Source organism: Methylobacterium terrae, assembly GCF_003173755.1.
Lineage (GTDB): Bacteria > Pseudomonadota > Alphaproteobacteria > Rhizobiales > Beijerinckiaceae > Methylobacterium > Methylobacterium terrae.
This window is the reverse complement of sequence record NZ_CP029553.1, coordinates 4011957-4029219: the sequence shown is the minus strand read 5'-3', so window position 1 is coordinate 4029219 and position 17263 is coordinate 4011957. Positions and strand designations below refer to the sequence as shown.

Genomic DNA, 17263 nt, shown 5'->3' with positions numbered 1-17263 from the left:
ACGGCCGTCAGCCGTCCTGCCCGTCCTCCATCAGGATCTCGCGCTTGCCGGCGTGGTTGGCGGGGCCGACGATGCCCTCGCGCTCCATCCGCTCCATCAAGGAGGCCGCCCGGTTGTAGCCGATCTGCAGGCGCCGCTGGATGTAGCTCGTCGAGGCCTTCTTGTCGCGCAGCACCACCGCCACCGCCTGGTCGTACAGGTCGGCCGCCGGATCGCCGAAGCTGCCCTGGTCCATGACCGGGGTGTCGGGGCTCGCTGCGGCCTCCTCGACCTCGTCGTCCGCCGTGACGGCGTCGAGATAGGAGGGGCGGCCCTGGCGCTTGAGGTGGGCCACGACCTGCTCGACCTCGTCGTCCGAGCAGAACGGCCCGTGCACCCGGGTCGTGCGCCCGCCGCCCGCCATGAACAGCATGTCGCCCTGGCCCAAGAGCTGCTCGGCGCCCATCTCACCCAGGATCGTGCGCGAATCGATCTTCGAGGTCACCTGGAAGGAGATCCGGGTCGGGAAGTTCGCCTTGATCGTCCCGGTGATCACGTCGACGGACGGGCGCTGCGTCGCCATGATCAGGTGAAGCCCCGCCGCGCGCGCCATCTGGGCCAGGCGCTGGATCGCCCCCTCGATGTCCTTGCCCGCCACCATCATCAGGTCGGCCATCTCGTCGACCACGATCACGATGTAGGGCAGGGGCGCGAGGTCCATGACCTCGTCCTCGTAGATCGCCTCGCCGGTCTCGCGGTCGAAGCCGGTCTGGACGGTGCGGGTGATCACCTCGCCGCGCGCGCGGGCCTCCGCCACCCGGGCGTTGAACCCGTCGATGTTGCGGACCCCGAGCTTCGACATCTTCTTGTAGCGCTCCTCCATCTCGCGCACCGCCCATTTGAGGGCGATGACCGCCTTCTTGGGATCGGTGACGACGGGAGAGAGCAGGTGCGGGATGCCGTCGTAGACGGAGAGTTCCAGCATCTTCGGGTCGACCATGATCAGGCGGCACTCCTCCGGGGTCATCCGGTAGAGGAGCGAGAGGATCATGGTGTTGATGGCGACCGACTTGCCCGAGCCGGTGGTGCCGGCCACCAGCAGGTGGGGCATGCGGGCGAGGTCGGCGATGATCGCCTCGCCGCCGATGTTCTTGCCCAGACACAGCGCGAGCTTCTGCTTGGTCTCGGCGAAGGCCGGGCTGCTGAGCAGCTCCCGCAGGTAGACCGTCTCGCGCTTCGTGTTCGGCAGCTCGATGCCGATGGCGTTGCGGCCTTGCACGACGGCGACGCGGGCCGAGATGGCGGACATCGAGCGGGCGATGTCGTCGGCGAGCGAGATGACGCGGCTCGACTTGGTGCCGGGCGCGGGCTCGAGCTCGTAGAGCGTGACCACCGGGCCGGGGCGCACCGCGAGGATCTCGCCGCGCACGCCGAAATCCTCCAGCGTCGATTCGAGCAGGGTGGCGTTCTGTTCGAGCGCGTCGGTCGAGACGGCGGCGCTCGGCGCCGGATGGCGCGGCTCGGCCAGCAGCGTGAGCGCCGGCATCTCGTAGGAATCCGCCGAGGCCGGGCCGGGGGCGGGCGCGCGGCGGCTCTGGATCGGCGGGGGAGGGGGTGCGACGCGGCCGCGCGTGGCCGGCTCCGCGTCGTCCGCCTCGTCCTCCGGCTCGTCGTCGAGGGTCGACGCGGCCCGGCGCTGGGCCGGCGCGGCGCGGCGCGGCGTCTCGTCGGCGAAGACCGGCTCGCGGCGCCCGGCCTTGTCCGATCGGGCTTTTGCGGGGCGCTCGGCGGCCGTCTCGGGCTCGTCAAAGGCCTCGCCCTCGCCCGGCTCGGCGAAGGCGCGCCGGGCGGCGAGCGCCGGCGAGTTGCCGGAATAGGGATCGGCGGCGCCCTGGCGCCAGGAGCCGTCCCGGATGGACTCGATCTTCTGCGCCACGGCGCTCCGGGCGCTGATGGCGAGATGGGCGAGCGCCCCCAGGGAGGCCAGGCCGAGGCCCGGCGACTCGTCGTCGTGGGGGGCGGGCGCGCGGCGGCCCTGGCGCTCGTCGTAGCGGCTCACCACCGGCGCGTAGGATTCCGCCTCGTCGTCGCCGTCCTCGTCCTCGATCAGCCCGAAGCCGCAAGCCGCGGTGAGGCTCACCACCGCGACCGCGGCGTAGAGGAAGCCCGCGAAGGCGCCGAGCGGCCCCGCGATCGCCTTGGCGGCGGCGAGCAGCGCGTCGCCGGCGACGCCGCCGAGGCCGGTCGGCAGCGGCCAGCGCGCGGTCGGCGGCAGGGCGCTCGCCATGCCGCTCGCCGCGCCGAAGCCGATGATCCAGAGCACGATCCGCAATTGCAGCCGCGCCAGCCGGTGGGTGCGCAGCAACCGCATGCCCCACACCGCCGGCGGCAGCGCGAAGGCCAGCGCACCGAGGCCGAGCAGCTGCATCCCGAGATCCGACACCACCGCCCCGCCGAAGCCGAGCAGGTTGCGGGCGGTGCGCGAGGTGGCGTGGTTGAGGCTCGGGTCGTCGATCGACCACGTCGCCAGGGCCACGGTGAAGCACGCCGCCCCGACGAGCAGGGCGAGGCCGGTGACCTCCGTCGCCCGCCGCGTCAGGAACGCGCGGAGCGTGTCGATGAGGCCATCGTAGGGCGATGCCGAGCGACGAAGCGAACGCATGCGGGGCTGGACCGGGTACGCGGAACTGGAGGGTGAGGATGAGGTGACGCGGTTAATGGTGGTTTAAGGCTAACCGCCTCTTGCGGCATCGCGGGAGAGCGGCGCGAAGGCGCTGGATCTGCTAGAGTTTCCGATGGGCGGCCCGCGCCGCCCCCCTCGCGCGGGACATCACGGCCGCTCCTCCGGGAGGACGAATCCGAGCGGCCGGAGGCGTTCGGCAATCCAGGTTTGATCGCTGCGATCAAGCGGGACGGGGTTCGGATGTCAGGAGCGACGCGATCGTCGCTTCGGAGAGCGACGCGTCCTCGATCCCACCTTGAGACCTCGTCCCGAGATGCGACCGCAGGGAGCCTCGAAGGCGGCGCCAGGTATCTCCCCGCTTGCCGGAGGCCTCCTTCGAGGCCGCTGCGCGGCACCTCAGGATGAGGTCGCAGGCGGAGTTGATGGCGAGAGACTCCCGCGAGAACCCACATTGCCGATCCTGCGATCAACGCTTGCGCGCGAGATCACATGCCGCTTCGAGCGCCGGTGTGACGGTCACGATGCACTCCCGATCCTGTGCGCGATGTGAAAAAGGCCCCGGCGCAACCGCGCCGGGGCCTTTCCAATCTCTCCGTTGAGCCGGGGCGCACACGCCCCGGCCCCCACGTCTCAGTAGTTGTAGGCCCGCTCGCCGTGATCGGCGAGGTCCAGGCCCTCGCGCTCCTCGTCCTGGGTCACCCGCAGGCCGACCACCACGTCGACGATCTTGTAGAGGATCGCCGAGCCGACGCCCGACCACAGGATGGTGAAGCCGACCGCCTTGGCCTGGGCCAGGAAGGCCGGGCCGAACTCGTAGGCCGCGGCCACCAGCTCGCCGGGCTTCGCCGCGTAGTCGGGGGCGCCGACGCCGCCGAGCGCCGGGTTGACCAGGATGCCGGTGGCGAGCGCGCCCAGGATGCCGCCGACGCAGTGCACGCCGAAGACGTCGAGGGAGTCGTCGTAGCCCAGCGCGTTCTTGACGGTCGAGCACATCACGAAGCAGACGGCGCCGGCGACGAGGCCGAGCACGATCGAGCCCATCGGGCCGGCGAAGCCGCAGGCCGGGGTGACGGCGACGAGGCCGGCGACCGCGCCCGAGAGCATGCCGAGCAGCGAGGGCTTGCCCTTGGCGGCCCACTCGACGAGGAGCCAGGACAGGCCGGCCGCCGCGGTGGCCACGAAGGTGTTGATCATCGCCAGCGCCGCCGAGCCGTTGGCCTCGAGGTTGGAGCCGGCGTTGAAGCCGAACCAGCCGACCCAGAGCAGCGCGGCGCCGATCATCGTCATGGTGAGCGAGTGCGGGGCGAGCAGGTCGCGGCCGTAGCCGATGCGCTTGCCGATCATCAGGCAGCCGACGATGCCGGCGATGCCCGCGTTGATGTGCACCACGGTGCCGCCGGCGAAGTCGAGGGCGCCCCACTTGAACAGCATGCCGGCATCGGCGTTGACCGCGTCGAGGGCGTCCTGGGCCGCCTTCTTGGAGGCCTCGTCGGTGGCGGCGGCCAGCGCCTTGGCGGCGTTGCCGACCGCATCCGGGCCGCCCCAGTACCAGACCATGTGGGCCATCGGGAAGTAGATGAAGATCAGCCACAGCGTGCAGAACAGCAGCAGGGCCGAGAACTTCATCCGCTCCGCGAAGGCGCCGACGATCAGCGCCGGGGTGATCATCGCGAACGTCATCTGGAAGCAGATGTAGACGTATTCGGGGATGACGACGCCGTTCGAGAAGGTGGCGGCGACGGAGTTCGCATCGACGCCGCGCAGGAAGGCCTTCGAGAAGCCGCCGACGAAGTCGTTGAGGCCGCCGCCGTTGGTGAAGGCGAGGCTGTAGCCGAAGAACACCCAGAGGATGCAGGCGACGCTGACGATCGCGAAGACCTGGGTCAGCAGCGACAGCATGTTCTTGGTGCGAACGAGGCCGCCGTAGAACAGCGCGAGGCCCGGCACCGACATCATCAGCACCAGCGCGGACGAGATCAGCATCCAGGCGGTGTCGCCCTTGTTGGGCACCGGCGCCGCGGCGGCGGCCGGCGCCGCCTCGACGGTCGGCGTCTGCGCCAGGGACGGCTCCACCAGCAGAAGCGCCAGCGCGGCGCCTCCCAGGCCCAGAGCCAGGACGTTGCGAAGCTTCATGGAAGAGGAACTCCCGATGGAATCGAAGGCAATCGTGTGAAGGGGGGCGGCGGGACGTGCGGGGTCCCGCCCGGACGCTCCCTAGAGGGCGTCGGCGTCGGTCTCGCCGGTGCGGATGCGCACGGCCTTCTCGAGCGGCATCACGAAGATCTTGCCGTCGCCGATCTGGCCGGTGCGGGCGGCGGCCGCGATGGTGTCGACGACGTTCGCGACGAGGTCGACGGCGACCGCCACCTCGATCTTGAGCTTGGGCAGGAAGCTGACGGCGTACTCGGCGCCGCGGTAGATCTCGGTATGCCCCTTCTGCCGGCCGTAGCCCTTCACTTCGGTCACGGTCAGGCCGTGCACGCCGATGCTGGTGAGGGCGTCGCGGACCTCCTCCAGCTTGAACGGCTTGATGATGGCCATGACGATCTTCATGGGACGAGCCCCCTTTCGAATTGGCGCTCCCCCCGGCTCGGGCCGGTGCGGGGCGTGATCCGGGCCTGAGGTGAGCACGCTCACCCCGGGGCCCGGTCTCGAAGGCTCATCAATCAAGGAACGTGCCACGGATCCGGACCGGCCCTACGGACAAGCTGCCCGGTTCCTGGGCCGATTGCGGATATTGAAGCCGCTCGCGGCGGCAACGTAGATCAAAAAACCGGCAAATGCCCAATCGCGATGCAAATACCGGGTTCAGGCCTCCGCCTCCGGCGCGATCCGCTTCAGGCGGATCATGCCCTCCTGCGCCACCGAGGCCACGAGGGTGCCGTCGCGGGTGAAGATCAGCCCGCGCGAGAAGCCGCAGCCGCCGGACGCGCTCGGGCTGTCCTGGGCGTAGAGCAGCCACTCGTCGGCCCGGAACGGGCGGTGGAACCAGAGCGCGTGGTCGAGGCTCGCCGGCTGGATCTCGCTCTCGAACACCGTGCGGCCGTGGGGCGCCAGCGAGGTGTCGAGCAGCGTCATGTCGGAGGCGTAGGCGAGCACGGCCTGGTGGATCGCCGGATCGTCCGGCAGCGCCGAGGTCGCCCGGATCCAGACGTGGAAGCGCGCCGGCCCGGGCTCGCGCGAGCCGTAGCGCGCGAGCTCGACCGGGCGCAGCTCGATCGGCCGCTCGCGCTCGAAATAGGCCCGGACCGGCTCGGGCATGCGCGGCAGCATCGAGGCCTTGAGCGCGCCCTCGCCGGGCAGGTCCTCGGGCATCGGCACCGGCGGCATCGTGGCCTGGTGGTCGAAGCCCGGCTCCTCGACGTGGTAGGAGGCCGACATCGAGAAGATCGGCCTTCCGTGCTGGATCGCCACCACGCGGCGCGTGGTGAAGCTGCGCCCGTCGCGGATCCGGTCGACCTCGTAGACGATCGGCACCCGCGGGTCGCCGCCGAGCAGGAAGTAGGCGTGCAGCGAGTGCGGCCGGCGCTCCGGCGGCACGGTGCGGGTCGCCGCCACCAGGGCCTGGCCGATGACCTGGCCGCCATAGACCCGCTGCCAGCGATCCTTGGGCGAGCGACCCCGGAAGAGGTTCTGCTCGAGCGGTTCCAGGTCGAGGATGTCGAGGAGGTCGGCGACCGCGCGCAAGGTTCTGGTCCGGGCTGGTGGAGGAGCGCGTAGCTGACGCAGGCCGATGCGCGCCGTCAAGCGACGCAAGGGGCCTGCCCTGTGCTATGAGCCCTGCCCACCGGACGAGCAGCGGGCGAAACGCGACATGGTGCAGGGTGACGGCGTGAGCGGGCGGCGGGGCGCGGCGCGGGAGATCGTGATCGCGGGCGGGGGGCTGCCGGGGCTGGCACTGGCGCTGGCGCTGCGCCAGGCCCTCGGCGAGGCCGTGCGGATCACGGTCTGCGACCCCGCCTTCGCGCGCAAAGGCGCGCCGGGAGACCTGCGCGCCTACGCGGTCGCGGCGGCCGCGCGGCGGATGCTGGAGCGCCTCGGCGTGTGGGACGCGGTGGCGGGGACGGCCCAGCCGATCCGCGAGATGGTGATCACCGACAGCCGCCTCGCCGATCCGGTGCGGCCGACCTTCCTCACCTTCGAGGGCGAGGTGGCGGAGGGCGAGCCCTTCGCCCACATGGTCGAGGGCGGCGGCCTGCTCGGCGCCCTGCGGGACGCGGCGTCGGCGGCCGGCGTGGTGCTGGAGGCGAGCGCGGTCGCCGCCGCCGTGCCGGAGACCGACCGCATCGTCGCCCGCCTGCCGGACGGGCGGCAGATCCGCGCCGACCTCGTCGTGGCGGCGGACGGCGCCCGCTCGCGCCTGCGCGAGGCGGCCGGCATCGGCTGGGTCGGCTGGTCCTACCCGCAATCGGGCATCGTCGCCACGGTCGGCCACGAGCGCGACCACGAGGGTCGGGCGATCGAGCACTTCCTGCCGTCGGGCCCCTTCGCGGTGCTGCCGCTGCCGCAGAATGGCTCTCTCGGCGGCTCCCTCGGCCACCGCTCCTCGATCGTCTGGACCGAGCGCCAGGCCGAGGTGCCGGCGCTCCTCGGCGGCGGGCCGGAGGAGGCGCTGATGGAGGTCGAGCGGCGCTTCGGCCTCGCGCTCGGCCGCATCGCCCTCGAATCGCCGCTCAAGGCCTATCCGCTCTCCTTCGGCATCGCCCGGCGCTTCGGCGCCCGGCGCCTGCTGCTGCTCGGCGACGCCGCCCACGTCATCCACCCGATCGCCGGCCAGGGGCTGAACCTCGGCCTGCGCAGCGCCGCCGCCCTGGCGGAGGCGCTCGCCGACACCATGCGCCTCGGCCTCGATCCGGGCGGGCCTGAGGCGCTGGAGACCTACGAGCGCAGCCGCCGCTTCGATACGCTCGCGATGGGGGCCGCCACCGACGGCCTCAACCGCCTGTTCTCGACCGACGCCCTGCCGGTCCGCCTCGCCCGCGACCTCGGCCTCGGCCTCGTCGACCGGCTGCCGGGCCTGAAGCGGCTGTTCATCCGCGAGGCGGCCGGGTTGCGGGGGCGGCAGCCGCGGTTGATGCGGGGGGAGGCGTTGTAGGGGGACGCCTGCCCGGACCAGCGGTGGACATATCCTCAGTGGTCGTTCCGGGGCCGCGCCACGGACCCCGGGATGTCCCGGAGAGTGGCAGACATGTCGGACGGATCCGAGGGCACGACGAAAACCTACCGCAGGTCCCCCGCATGGCTGACCGCGAAATGCGTCAGCTCGGTCAGCGTCGCCAGCCCGAGCCTCTGGCGCAAGGACGCGCAGGCATTGGTCACGGTCTTGTAGCTGACCGACAGGTCCTCGGCGATCGCCGCGTAGCCCCGACCCTCGGCGAGCAGCGCCAGGATGCGGCGCTCGCGCACGCTCAGGGTGCCGAGGAGCGAGCGGCGCGGATCGGCCTGGAGCAGGGCGACCTCGGTGGCGAGCCGCCCGTCGAGGTAGGGCCGCCCGGACCGGACCTGCTCGTAGGCCCGCACCAGGTCGCCGGCCGGCGCGTCCTTGAGGACGTAGCCGACGGCGCCGGCGGCCAGCGCCCGCGCCACGATCGCCGGGTCGGCGTGCATGCTGAACACCAGCGGGCGGGTCGCCGGGACCCGCTTGCGCACCCGGCCGACCAGCGCGAGGCCGGCGAGCTCCCGGCCCGGGAAGGCGAGGTCGATCACCGCCACCTCGGGCCGGTGGCGCAGGATGGCGCGGTAGCCTTCGGCGAGGCCGGCGGCGCCCACCACCTCGGCGCCCGCATCCTCGAGCAGGCGCCGGGCGCCCTGCAGCACGATCGGGTGATCGTCGATCACGACGACGCGGGTCACGGCGCCTCCTCCTCTCGGGTCTCGGGCCCGGCGGGAAGCACGATGCGCAAGGAGGTGCCGGGCTCGCGCGGCACGAGGGCGAGGGTGCCGCCCAGCGCCTCGACCCGCTCGCGCATCCCGGGCAATCCCCGTCCCTCGCCCCGTCCCTCGCCCCACCCTTCGCCGCGCTCCCCGCGCAGGCCGCTGCCGTCGTCCTCGACGCTGAGCCGCAGGGTCCCGTCCCGCTCCGCGACCTCCGCCGACACCCGCGACGCGCCGGCGTGGCGCAGCGCGTTGGTCAGGCCCTCCTGCACGCAGCGATAGACGGTGAGGTCGACGAGATCGCCGTAACCGTCCTTGAGGCTCGCGAAGCGGCCCTCGACCACGGTCTCGGGATGATGCCGGGCGGCCTCGCGCACCAGGAGCTCGAGGCAGCGGCCGAGGGGCACCTGGCCGAGGCCGGCCGGGCGCAGGCGGTTGAGGAGCGCCCGGTTGATGGTCTGGACCCGCTTGACGATCGTCGCGATGTCGTCGGTGCGCTGGGTCAGGCGGGCGCGGGCCGGCTCCTCCAGGGTCGCGGCGATGCGGGCGATCGAGGCCGAATTGGCCTCGAGCGCGAACAGGCACGGGCCGAACTCGTCGTGCAGCTCGAGGGCGGTGCGCCGGCGCTCGTCCTCCTCGGCGGTCAGGACGCGGCGGTGGAGCCGCAGGTTCGCCGCCCGGGCCGCGCCGAGCGCCTCGGCGAGGCGGTTGAACCGGCCGGCGATGACGGCGAGCTCGCGGGTGTCGGGCCGGTCGACCCGGGCGCCGTAATCCTGCTGCTCCAGGCGCGTCAGGCCGGCGGCGAGCTGGGCGAGCGGGCTCAGGACCCGGCCGAAGGCGACGTACAGGATCGCCAGCATGGCGAGGCTCAAGGACAAGCCGGTGAGGAAGAGGGCGAGCGCGTAGCCCCAGACCTCGTCGATCTCGTCGGACGGCTCGGCGGTGACCAGCGCCGTGCCGATGCGGCTGCCGCGCAGCACCAGCGGCACCTCGTGACGCTGCGCCGGCGGCGCGATCAGGCGGGCGAACCACGCGGGCGCCCGCCGCGTGCTCTCCCGCCGCGGCCCGGCCTCGGCCGGCCGGCCGGTGGCATCGAGCAGGGTGACCCGGACGTGGCGCAGGCCCTGGAAGCGCAGGGCGAGCGTGCGGAACAGGCCGGAGAGCGGCGCGTCCTGCAGCGCCTGCAGGGTCTCGGCGACCAGCGGCTCGACCACCGCCATCGAGGCCGCGGTCTCAACCTCGGTGGCGGTGCGCGCCTTGTGGATGATGACCACGCCCGAGATCGCCGCCGCCACGAGGTTGATGAGGACGACGACGACCATCAGCCGGGCCCGCATCGGCCGGCCGGACCAGAGGGACGGCAGGAGCCGGCGCGGGGCGGCGACGGGCAGGGGCTCGGCGGAGGGGGGCGGCGAAGTCGGACGCAACGGGCTCTCGGGGAGCGCGGGGGGGAATCCCGCGATAGGCAGGCTGCGCGGAGAAAAGGAGAAGCGCGGGATCCCCCCTCCCGCACGGGAGAGGGGGGATCCCGCGCCTTCCTCGTCCCTGAAGCGTCTTCCGGACGCCCCTGGCGCGACACGAGCCCGCCGGCGGGCCCGGTGTCAATCGGATCGGGCGAAAGGCTACCAGGTCATGCGCACGCCGCCATAGACCGAGAGCGGCTGGACCAGGGTGGTGGTGCGGGGATCGTTCAGCACGTAGCGGCCGGCGAAGTCGTCGCTACGCTCGAGGAAGGTGCCGAAGTTAGCGTAGCGGTTGTTGAACAGGTTGGTCACCAGGCCGAAGATCTGCACGGTCGGCGTCAGCTGGAAGCTGGTGTTGAGGTTCGCGGTGAAGTAGGCCGGCAGCTTGCGGTTGATGTTGGACTCGTCGCCGCGGAAGTAGGACGACGAGAACGCCTGCATGTTCATGCCGAAGCGCCAGAACGGGGTGATCGCGTAGTCGAAGCCGGCCTTGATCTGGTGGTCGGGCACCAGCGGCAGCTTGTTGCCCGGGCGGATTGTGATGAGGCCGTCGTCGGCCAGGGGGTTGTTGGGCGAGGACAGGTCGCCGCGGAACTGGAAGGTGGCGTCGATCAGCGCGTAGTTGGCGTAGAGGCTCAGGCGCCCGGTCGTGTACTCGGCCGCGACCTCGATGCCCTGGCGCTGCGTCGCCGGCACGTTCACGAAGTAGCCGCGCGCCGCGTTGCCCGGCACCGCCACCTGCAGGATGTCGTTGGTCAGGTCGGTGCGGAAGGCGCCGAGCTTGTAGGTGAGCAGGCCGCCCTCGTAGAAGTTCGGCACCGAGCCGCGGATGCCGACCTCGTAGGTGCGGGCCTCGACTTGGCGGAGCGGCGGGTCGGCGACGAGCGAGTTCGGCAGCAGGCAGGGCCGGTTCGGGTTGGCGCAGGCAAGCTCGAGCGGCGTCGGCGCGCGGTTCGACTCGGAGTAGCCGCCGTAGAGGGTCAGCCAGTCGTAGAACCGGTAGGTCAGGCCGGCGACCGGGTTGATGCGGCTGAAATAGTGCGTGCCGGTGACGTCGGGCGAGAAGCCGGTGAGGTCCTGGGTGGCGATCCGGGCGAAGTTCAGCCGCGCGCCGGCGGTGAGCGAGAGCCGGTCGGTCACGTCGAACGTGTCGAGGGCGTAGAAGCCCATGTAGAGGTTCGAGCCGCTGACCGAGCTCGGCGCGATGCCGAGCGCGCCGGCGGTGCGGATCGGCCCGACGCCGAGGCCCGGGATGTTGCCGTAAGTGGGGTTGTTCGGGTCCGTCGTGACGCTCAGGTCCGGGTTGATGACGCCCAGCGTGCTCGCCGACTTGAAGCTATAGCTCGCGACGTCGATGCTGCCGCCGACGATGAAGGTGTTGGGGCGGTCGAACACCCGGTCGCGGTTGGTGGCCTGGAGGGTGCCGCCGTAGCCCGTCGCCTCGGTTCGCACGGTGTCGACCGTGCCGTAGGGCACCCCGGCCCGGAACGGGATCTGCTGGTTGCGGGGGCCGAGGATCAGGAACTGGTTGCGGAACTGCGCCTGGGTCTGGCCCGGCGCGGCCGAGAAGCCGTCATCCTCGAAGCACAGGAAGCCGCGGAAGTTCGAGCGCGTCGAGCAATTCTCGAAGTTGCCGTCGTTGCCGTCGATCACGAACTGGCTGAAGCGGCGGACATAGGCGTTGCCCGACAGGTCCCAGGTCGGCGAGATGTTGACCTTGCCGGTGACCTGGATCTGGCCGACCGCCGTGTCGATCGATTGCGGGTAGGTGAAGATCGCCCGCTCGTTGTTGCGGGTGAAGTCGACCGGCGAGGCGGCGGCGGCGCCGAAATAGGTCTTGGCGCCGGACGCGATGACGTGGAACTCGGAATCGAGGGTGCGGTGGCCGATATCGGCGTAGACGCGGCCGATCTCGGACGGCGACTGGTAGCGCCAGCCGGCGTCGCGCAGGCCCTCGCCGGCGAAGTAGAAGCTCCAGGGGCCGATCACCTCGCCGTATTGCAGCGTGCCGAGGATGCGGCCGTCCGAGCCGCCCATCACCGAGACTTCCTTGCCCTGCCAGGTGAAGCCGTTCTTCATCTCGATGTTGACCGCGCCGCCGAGCGCGTTGAGGCCGAAGATCGGGTTGCCGGTGACGATGTCGATGCGGTTGATCGCGACCTGCGGGATCAGGTCCCAGTTCACCACGTCGCCGAAGGCCTCGTTGATGCGGGTGCCGTTCTGGTAGACCGCGAGGCCCTGCGGCGCGCCGAGCAGCGGCGAGGCGTCGAAGCCGCGATAGGTCAGGGTCTGGCGGAAGCTGTTGCCCTGGCCGTCGGACAGGTTCACGCCCGGGGTGGTGCGGGCGAGCGTGAAGGTCGGGTCGAGGGTGGCCCGGTCCTGCTCGAACTTCTTCGCCGTCACGGTCTCGACGGTGAACGGCACCTTGGCGAGCGACAGGGCGCCGCCGCCCTCGATCCGCTCGCCCGTGGCCGAGCGCCCGGTGCCGCCCGCACCCGCCACCGGCGTCACCGGCACGACGTCGATCGTCTCGAGCGCGATGGTGCCTTGCGCCCGCGCCGGCGCGGCGAGCGCCGCCGAGACGAGCGCGGTCGTGACCAGAAGTGCCCAGCGCGACGCCACCATGCCCGACATGATCCCCCCACCCGGCGCTTCGTTCGCGGCGCCGTTCGGCGCCTCGCAGGCCAAGAGGATTAGCGAGCTTCACCATATTGCCGCAATCCCGCCCGACGGGGCATTGCACAGTTCGGCAGTCTTGGGGCACATTCCGGGCTTGAACGTCGTCCGCAGTGACGCCGCGGCAACACTGAGAGTTTCCTGAGAGACTTGTTCCGGGAATATTTGGCAATTGATATTGCTTTGTTGTCCCGGGCTTTCGACTTCGAGAGACAAGGCGGCCGGGTCCGGGATGCGGAATCGACTGTCCGGCTCACACCCCGCCGAGGGTTGCCACCGCCTCCGCGCCGGTGAGGGGCGCGTCGTCCCACTGCGCCGGCCGGTCGATCGCCTCGCGCAGCATCCCCTTGTAGATCTGGCGCGGCACCTCCTCGGCGCCGAACTGCGCGAGGTGGCTGGTGACGAACTGGGCGTCGAGCAGGGTGTAGCCGCCGCGCTTGAGCCGGGCGGCGAGGTGGACGAGCGCCACCTTCGAGGCGTCGCGGGCGGTGTGGAACATGCTCTCGCCGAAGAACGCAGCCCCGAGCGACACGCCGTAGAGGCCGCCGACCAGGATTCTGGGCTCGCCGGCATAGACCTCGACGGTGTGGCAGTGGCCGAGATCGAACAATTCGCCGTAGAGGGCGCGGATGCGCGCGTTGATCCAGGTTCGCGCGCTGTCGCGCCGCGGCGCGGCGCAGCCCTCGATCACCGCGTCGAAGTCGCGGTCGGTCACCACCTCGAAGCCGCCGTTGCGCACCGTGCGGGCGAGGCGCTGGCCGAGATGGAAGCGCTCCAGGGGCAGGATGCCCCGCTCCTTCGGTTCGACCCAGTACAGGGTCGGGTCGTCGGCATCCTCCGCCATCGGGAAGATGCCGGCCGCGTAGGCCTTGAGCAGGATCTCGGCGGTGATCTCGACGTTCAGGCTGCCGTGCATCGACAGGGGTTCCGGGCGCGGGCGGGTGGGGCATTCTTCACCCGGGCGTGAGCCTTGGCAAAGATAGGGCACGGGGAACCGCCCGACGCAACAAGGCCCGCGGCTGTGGGCCGCGGGCCTCGCGATCGGCTGAGCGGGGCGCGCCGCCCCGGCCGTTCGTTACGGACGCAGGAGCGGGCCGCCCGAGGTATTGCCGAGGTTCGGGTTCAGGCGCTCCGGCATCGCGGCGTTGCCGCCCGTGGACGAGTCGACATCGGTCGCGAAGGTGTTCTGGCCGACGCCGCCGACGCGGGCCGGGCGGTACGGATTCGCGACGCTGCCGGTGGTGAGCGGATCGACGACCGGGGCGGCCGGGCTCGGCAGCAGCGGGGCCTGGTAGGCAGGAGCCTGGGCGAGGGCAGGGGTGGCCAGCAGGGCGGCCATGGCGGCGAGCTTGATCACGCGCATCGTCGGTCTCTCTCGGATCTGGATTGTTCGGTGGCGGCTTCGACTGGACCTGTTCACTGCCTGACGCAGGGACGATCCGGTCTGTGCTCGCCGTTGTTGTCCAGAGAACTTGCGAGGCGGTCCGCCGTTCCACGGTGCCCGCAAAAATCTTGCGCGCCATCGATTGCTGCGATGCCGCACCCGAAACTGCGAAGGGGCGCCTCGCGGCGCCCCTTCGGCAAGCGAAGCCTCGTCGACCTTCCGTTAGGCGATCTCGAGCCCGCCGGTCCTGAGGAATTCCTCGAGCCAGTGGATGTCGTAGAGGCCGTTCTGGATGTCGGCGTTGCGCACCAGGGTGCGGAACAGCGGCAGCGTCGTGTCGACGCCGGCTACCACGAACTCGTCGAGGGCCCGGCGCAGCCGCATCAGGCACTCGTTGCGGGTGCGGCCGTGGACGATGAGCTTGCCCATCAGCGAATCGTAGTGCGGCGGGATGCGATAGCCCTGGAAGGCGGCCGAATCGACTCGCACGCCCAAGCCCCCCGGCGGGTGGAAGTAGGTGATGGTGCCCGGCGAGGGCCGGAAGGTGGCCGGGTGCTCGGCGTTGATCCGGCACTCGATGGCGTGGCCCTCGACCCGCACGTCCTCCTGGCGCACCGACAGGGGCGCGCCCGCCGCCACCCGGATCTGCTCGTTGACGAGGTCGATCCCGGTGATCATCTCGGTGACGGGATGCTCCACCTGAATCCGGGTGTTCATCTCGATGAAGTAGAACTGCCCGTCCTCGTAGAGGAACTCGATCGTGCCGGCGCCGAGATAGCCCAGCTCCTGCATCGCCCGGGCGACCGTGCCGCCGATCTGCTCGCGCATCTCGGCGTTGAGCGCCGGGGAGGGGCCCTCCTCCCACACCTTCTGGTGGCGGCGCTGCAGCGAGCAGTCGCGCTCGGCGAGGTGGATGGCGTTGCCGCGGCCGTCGCCGAGCACCTGCACCTCGATGTGGCGCGGCTTCTCGAGATATTTTTCGAGATAGACCGCGTCGTCGCCGAAGGCGGCCTTCGCCTCGGTGCGGGCGGTCATCAGCGCGTTCTCGAGGTCGGCCTCGCTGCGGGCGACCTTCATGCCGCGGCCGCCGCCGCCCGACGCCGCCTTGATCAGCACCGGGTAGCCGATGTCGGCGGCGATGCGCTTGGCCTCGTCGGTGTCGGTGACGCCGCCCTCGGAGCCCGGCACGCAGGGGATGCCGAGGCGCTTGGCGGTGCGCTTCGCCTCGATCTTGTCGCCCATCACCCGGATGTGCTCGGCCTTCGGGCCGATGAAGCCGATGCCGTGGTGGTTGAGCACCTCGGCAAAGCGCGCATTCTCGGACAGGAAGCCGTAGCCCGGATGGACGGCGTCGGCGCCGGTGATCTCGCAGGCGGCGATGATCGACGGGATGTTGAGGTAGCTGTCGCGGGCCGGCGGCGGGCCGATGCAGACGCTCTCGTCGGCGAGCCGCACGTGCATGGCGTCGGCGTCGGCGGTGGAATGCACCGCCACCGTCGCGATGCCGAGCTCCTTGGCGGCCCGCAGGATCCGGAGCGCGATCTCGCCCCGGTTCGCGATCAGGATCTTGTCGAACATGGGGGCCTAAAGCAGGTTTCGCAAAAGTGGCCGCCGGTTTCGCGAAAAAAACCTGCGGCGGACCAAAGAACGAAGCGGACGACGCATCGTCCGCCGAGCGGTCACTCGATCAGCAGGAGGGGCTCGCCGAACTCGACCGGCTGACCGTCCTCGATGAAGATCGCCGTCACGGTGCCGGCGCGCGGCGCCACGATGTCGTTGAAGGTCTTCATCGCCTCGACGAGCAGCACCCGGGCGCCGCTCTCGACCCGCGAGCCGACCTCGACGAAGGTCTTCGCCTCCGGCGAGGGCTTGCGGTAGGCGGTGCCGACCATCGGCGAGAGCACCGCGCCCGGATGGGCGGCGAGCGCCTTCGGGTCGGACTCGGCGGACAGGGCCGGCGCGGCGGCGGGGATCGCGGCGGCGGGCAGCGCCGGGGCGACGGCGGTGGCGACCGGCACCTGGACCTGCTGCACGATGCGCTCGCGGGCGACGCGGATGCGCAGGTCGCCCTTCTCGACCTCGATCTCGCTGAGATCGGTCTCGGCGATCAGCGTGGCGAGCTCGCGGACGAGCTCGGGGTCGAAGGGATCATGCTTGTTGTTGGAGGGCACGGCGGTCTTCGGCAATCGTGATGGAGGGGCGGGGTTTGGCCCGCCGGGCGACGCACGGACGACGCGGGGGCGTCTCGATGTCCGGCGGACGATCGGCGGGCCTCTTAGACCATGCGGCCGGCGCGCGATAGGGGCGCCGGCTCAGGCGGGCAGGGGCCTATGCGCTCAGCAGGTGGCGTGGCCGCACTGGCGCACGCCCGCCACCGTCTTGCGGATCGGCTCGACGCCGACGGCGCCCGGGATGATCTCGTCGCCGATGATGAAGGCCGGGGTGCCCGACAGGCCGAGCTTGTCGCCGAGGCCCACGTTCTCCTGCAGGGCGGCCTGGATGTCGGGGGCCTGCATGTCCTTCTGGAGCTTGGCGATGTCGAGGCCCATTTCCTTCGCCACCGCGATCGCCCGCTCGCCGTTCACCCGGCCCCGGCTCTCGAGCAGGCGGGTGTGGTAGTCGAACAGCTTGTCGCCCTTGAGCTGCTGCTTGGCCGCGAGCGCCACCTTGCTGGCCTCGAGCGAATCGGGCCCGAGCACGGGGAAGTCGCGTAAGACCACCTTCAGCTTCGGGTCGCCCTTGATCAGGGTCTGCAGGTCGGTGAGCGCCCGCTTGCAGTAGCCGCAATTGTAATCGAAGAACTCGACCACCGTGACGTCGCCGTTCGGGTTGCCGGCGACGAAGCCGTGCGGCGAGTTGTGCAGGGTGTCGCGGGTCTCCTTGAGGGCGCTGGCCTGGGCGACCTTCTGGGCCTCCTGCTGGCGCTTCTCAAGCTCCGCCATCGCCTCCTGCAGCACCTCCGGGTTCTTCATCAGGTAGTCGCGCACCACGGTCTCGATCGCCTGGCGCTGGGCGTCGCTCATCGGGGCGGCGGCCGGCGCCGACGGGGTGGTGGTCGGCGATTGGGCCTGGGTCGGGGCGGCCGCGGCGACGAGGCCCGCGAGGGCGAGGGCGGGCAGAAGGCGGGGCAGGGGCAGCATCGTCGTCCTCATCGGGGTCGTCCACCGTCGGTGGCGCGCAATCCTGGCGCGCTCCTTGAGCCGC

At 71.3% G+C, this 17263-nt stretch carries 13 protein-coding genes; 1 reads left to right on the top strand and 12 read right to left on the bottom strand.

Features of this window, described 5'->3' with window-relative positions; all coding sequences use genetic code 11:
• Positions 1-7: 7 nt before the first annotated feature.
• From DK419_RS18650 to tesB, 4 genes are all read right to left on the bottom strand, one after another.
• Positions 8-2641 carry a DNA translocase FtsK gene (locus tag DK419_RS18650; RefSeq protein ID WP_109960415.1) on the bottom strand — a complete coding sequence of 878 codons (2634 nt, stop codon included), beginning with the start codon at positions 2639-2641 and terminating at the stop codon, positions 8-10.
• 651 nt (positions 2642-3292) lie between these two features.
• Positions 3293-4795, bottom strand: coding sequence for an ammonium transporter (locus tag DK419_RS18645; RefSeq protein ID WP_109960414.1), 1503 nt, complete (start codon positions 4793-4795; stop codon positions 3293-3295).
• 81 nt (positions 4796-4876) lie between these two features.
• A complete protein-coding gene (locus tag DK419_RS18640; RefSeq protein ID WP_048435350.1) occupies positions 4877-5215 on the bottom strand; it encodes a P-II family nitrogen regulator in 339 nt (112 codons plus the stop codon).
• A 255-nt stretch (positions 5216-5470) separates the two neighbouring features.
• Positions 5471-6349 carry an acyl-CoA thioesterase II gene (tesB, locus tag DK419_RS18635; protein WP_109960413.1) on the bottom strand — a complete coding sequence of 293 codons (879 nt, stop codon included), beginning with the start codon at positions 6347-6349 and terminating at the stop codon, positions 5471-5473.
• A 127-nt stretch (positions 6350-6476) separates the two neighbouring features.
• Here tesB and DK419_RS18630 point away from each other — a divergent pair, with 127 nt between their 5' ends.
• The gene (locus DK419_RS18630; RefSeq protein WP_109960412.1) at positions 6477-7757 is read left to right on the top strand and encodes an FAD-dependent monooxygenase; all 1281 of its coding nucleotides are present in this window, start codon (positions 6477-6479) and stop codon (positions 7755-7757) included.
• A gap of 125 nt (positions 7758-7882) precedes the next feature.
• On the opposite strand, the gene DK419_RS18625 is transcribed toward DK419_RS18630, so the two are convergent.
• The 8 genes from DK419_RS18625 to DK419_RS18590 all read right to left on the bottom strand — a co-directional run bounded on the left by DK419_RS18625 (position 7883) and on the right by DK419_RS18590 (position 17199).
• Positions 7883-8515, bottom strand: a complete 633-nt coding sequence (locus DK419_RS18625; RefSeq protein ID WP_109960411.1) for a response regulator — start codon at positions 8513-8515, stop codon at positions 7883-7885.
• A complete protein-coding gene (locus tag DK419_RS29850) occupies positions 8512-9873 on the bottom strand; it encodes an ATP-binding protein (RefSeq protein ID WP_109962378.1) in 1362 nt (453 codons plus the stop codon). The genes DK419_RS18625 and DK419_RS29850 overlap by 4 nt, the downstream gene beginning before the upstream one ends.
• A gap of 285 nt (positions 9874-10158) precedes the next feature.
• Complete coding sequence (locus DK419_RS18615; RefSeq protein ID WP_109960410.1) at positions 10159-12624, bottom strand: TonB-dependent receptor; 2466 nt, start codon at positions 12622-12624, stop codon at positions 10159-10161.
• A 304-nt stretch (positions 12625-12928) separates the two neighbouring features.
• Complete coding sequence (gene aat, locus DK419_RS18610; protein ID WP_109960409.1) at positions 12929-13591, bottom strand: leucyl/phenylalanyl-tRNA--protein transferase; 663 nt, start codon at positions 13589-13591, stop codon at positions 12929-12931.
• A gap of 159 nt (positions 13592-13750) precedes the next feature.
• Positions 13751-14038 carry a hypothetical protein gene (locus tag DK419_RS18605; RefSeq protein ID WP_109960408.1) on the bottom strand — a complete coding sequence of 96 codons (288 nt, stop codon included), beginning with the start codon at positions 14036-14038 and terminating at the stop codon, positions 13751-13753.
• A gap of 243 nt (positions 14039-14281) precedes the next feature.
• A complete protein-coding gene (gene accC / locus DK419_RS18600) occupies positions 14282-15637 on the bottom strand; it encodes an acetyl-CoA carboxylase biotin carboxylase subunit (protein WP_109960407.1) in 1356 nt (451 codons plus the stop codon).
• Between the two features lie 101 nt (positions 15638-15738).
• The gene (gene accB, locus DK419_RS18595) at positions 15739-16230 is read right to left on the bottom strand and encodes an acetyl-CoA carboxylase biotin carboxyl carrier protein (protein WP_109960406.1); all 492 of its coding nucleotides are present in this window, start codon (positions 16228-16230) and stop codon (positions 15739-15741) included.
• A 165-nt stretch (positions 16231-16395) separates the two neighbouring features.
• The gene (locus DK419_RS18590) at positions 16396-17199 is read right to left on the bottom strand and encodes a DsbA family protein (protein WP_109960405.1); all 804 of its coding nucleotides are present in this window, start codon (positions 17197-17199) and stop codon (positions 16396-16398) included.
• Positions 17200-17263 lie beyond the last annotated feature (64 nt).